A 2,014-nucleotide genomic window follows, 5' to 3' on the forward strand; every position below is an offset into this window, starting at 1 on the left:
CCTATGCAGGTGCTCCAGTTCTCCCCGCTGCTGGCGCCCCTGTGGCTGACCGGGCTGAGCCGGCTGCTGCGCCGGTCGGAGCTGCGCTGGGCCCGGCCGGTCGCGGTGGCGTGGGTGATGCTCTGCCTGCTGGTGATGGCGGGGGGTGGCAAGGCGTACTACCCGATTCCGCTGCTGTACGCGATCACCGCAGCCGGCTGCGAGCCGTGCGCCCACTGGGCCCGCGAGCACCGCGCCAAGCTCGCCGGCGGACTGCTCGCGGCCCTGCTCACCAGCGCCCTGGCCGCCCTGCCGGTGCTTCCCGCCTCGGCGCTGGCCGTGCCGATGACCGTCGACCCCGACATCGGTGAAGAGGTCGGCTGGCCGGAGCTCGCGCGTGCCACCGCCACCGGCTGGGCGGCCATCCCCGCCGAGCAGCGGGCCACCGCCGTGCTGCTGACCTCGAACTACGGCGAGGCCGGAGCCCTCGCGCAGTACGGGCCCGTCCTCGGCCTGCCATCCCCGTACTCCGGCCACATGGGACTACATGCCTGGGGCCCACCACCGGCCACCGCCACGGGACCGGTGCTGCTCGTCCACCCGGCGGACCACGCCAAGGTGGAGGAACACTTCACGGACTGCCACGCGGTCACGCGCGTCGACAACGGGCACGACACGGCAAACCAAGAGCAGCACGCGGCCGTGGTGCTCTGCGCAGGACCGGACCGGGCATGGACGGCACTCTGGCCGCTACTGCGCCGGTACTGAGCAGCTCACGCGGGCACGGAGCCGCCGCAACTCCAGCCGCCGGTCCACTCAGCATCCATCGCCGACCGCCTTCCGCTTCGGCTATCCATCAGGCGCCAGGGACGCCGAAGCGGCACGCGGCACCGATTCCTCCTCACGTCGACCCGGACGTTTCCACGGGCATCGGAACATGGGCGGTCAGTCCTCAGTGACACGAACTGTCATCCGTCAATCTTCGATGGCAAGCGATCAATGTTCGGTGGCACAGGACATCCGTGACATCCGTGATATGTGACAGCGAAGTCGGGACGGTTGTCACCGAAGTTGGGACAACGCTAGTTTGTGACACCGAAGTTGGGACTGATCGGTCTCGTCGGTCGTCTGAGGCTCCTGCCGACGGGCGTGCGATAGGTTGCCCGTCATGACTGAGCTTGGATCCGTGGCTTGGCCGCCTGAGCCGATCAGGACCGAGAGGCTCGTACTCCGTGAGCCCGAGACCCGGGACCGTGCGGCGTTCATCGAGCTGCTCGCCTCGCCAGAGGTGCACACCTACCTCGGCGGCCCCCGGCCGCGTGACGAGCTTGAGCGCGAGATGCCCGGGGCGCCCGAGCGGTGGCCCGGGAGCTTCGTCGTTGATCTCGACGGGGCGATGATCGGCCAGATCCTACTCAGGAGAGCAACGGGGCACCGTCGCCCGGCTGCCGCGGGGAAGGCCGATCTCGGCTACCTGTTCCTGCCGCGGGCGTGGGGATTCGGGTACGCCGCCGAGGCGTGCGCGGCGGCACTCGGCTGGCTCGCCGGCGCGCTTCCCGGCGAGCCGGTGGTGCTCACCACCCAGACCGCCAACGTCGGCTCGATGCGTCTCGCGGCGAAGCTGGGGTTCACTGAGGTAGAGCGGTTCAAGGCCTGGGGAGCCGAGCAGTGGCTCGGCATGTGGTCCCCGGTCACGCCGTCCGGTTGAACTCGTGCTCGACAGCGCGGATCCACGAGGCCACCGACCGATCGTCGGCCTCGGCGCGCCGATTGCGCCAGTGCTTCCCAACTTCGCTGTCACAAACCGGCGCTGTTCCCAACCTCGGTGACGACCGTCCCGACTTCGCTGTCACAGGTCATCCGCGTTGCATCCCGCGTTGCGTCCGGCGGCCTGCCGAACCGTGCTGTCGCGCCCGGACCACCCACGAGGGGAAGCGCCCATCCGCGCAGGGTCGAGTAGCCGGGAGGGATCTCACCTCCCGGCCCTCACAGAACCGTGCGTAACAGTCTCCCGTTACACGGCTCTTGCCGCTCT

The 2,014-nt window shown here is 69.6% G+C and carries 1 protein-coding gene and 1 pseudogene; both read left to right on the forward strand.

All coding sequences use genetic code 11. From position 1 onward, the window contains the following. Positions 1 to 747, forward strand: a pseudogene (locus tag ACWDAK_RS41090) (hypothetical protein); the annotation flags it as partial. 400 nt (positions 748 to 1,147) lie between these two features. Continuing rightward, positions 1,148 to 1,687 (forward strand): GNAT family N-acetyltransferase, encoded by a 540-nt coding sequence (locus ACWDAK_RS41095; RefSeq protein ID WP_427396340.1) that lies wholly within the window; start codon positions 1,148 to 1,150, stop codon positions 1,685 to 1,687. The last annotated feature ends 327 nt before the right edge of the window (positions 1,688 to 2,014 follow it).

The sequence above is a fragment of the Kitasatospora sp. NPDC001175 genome, assembly GCF_053598215.1.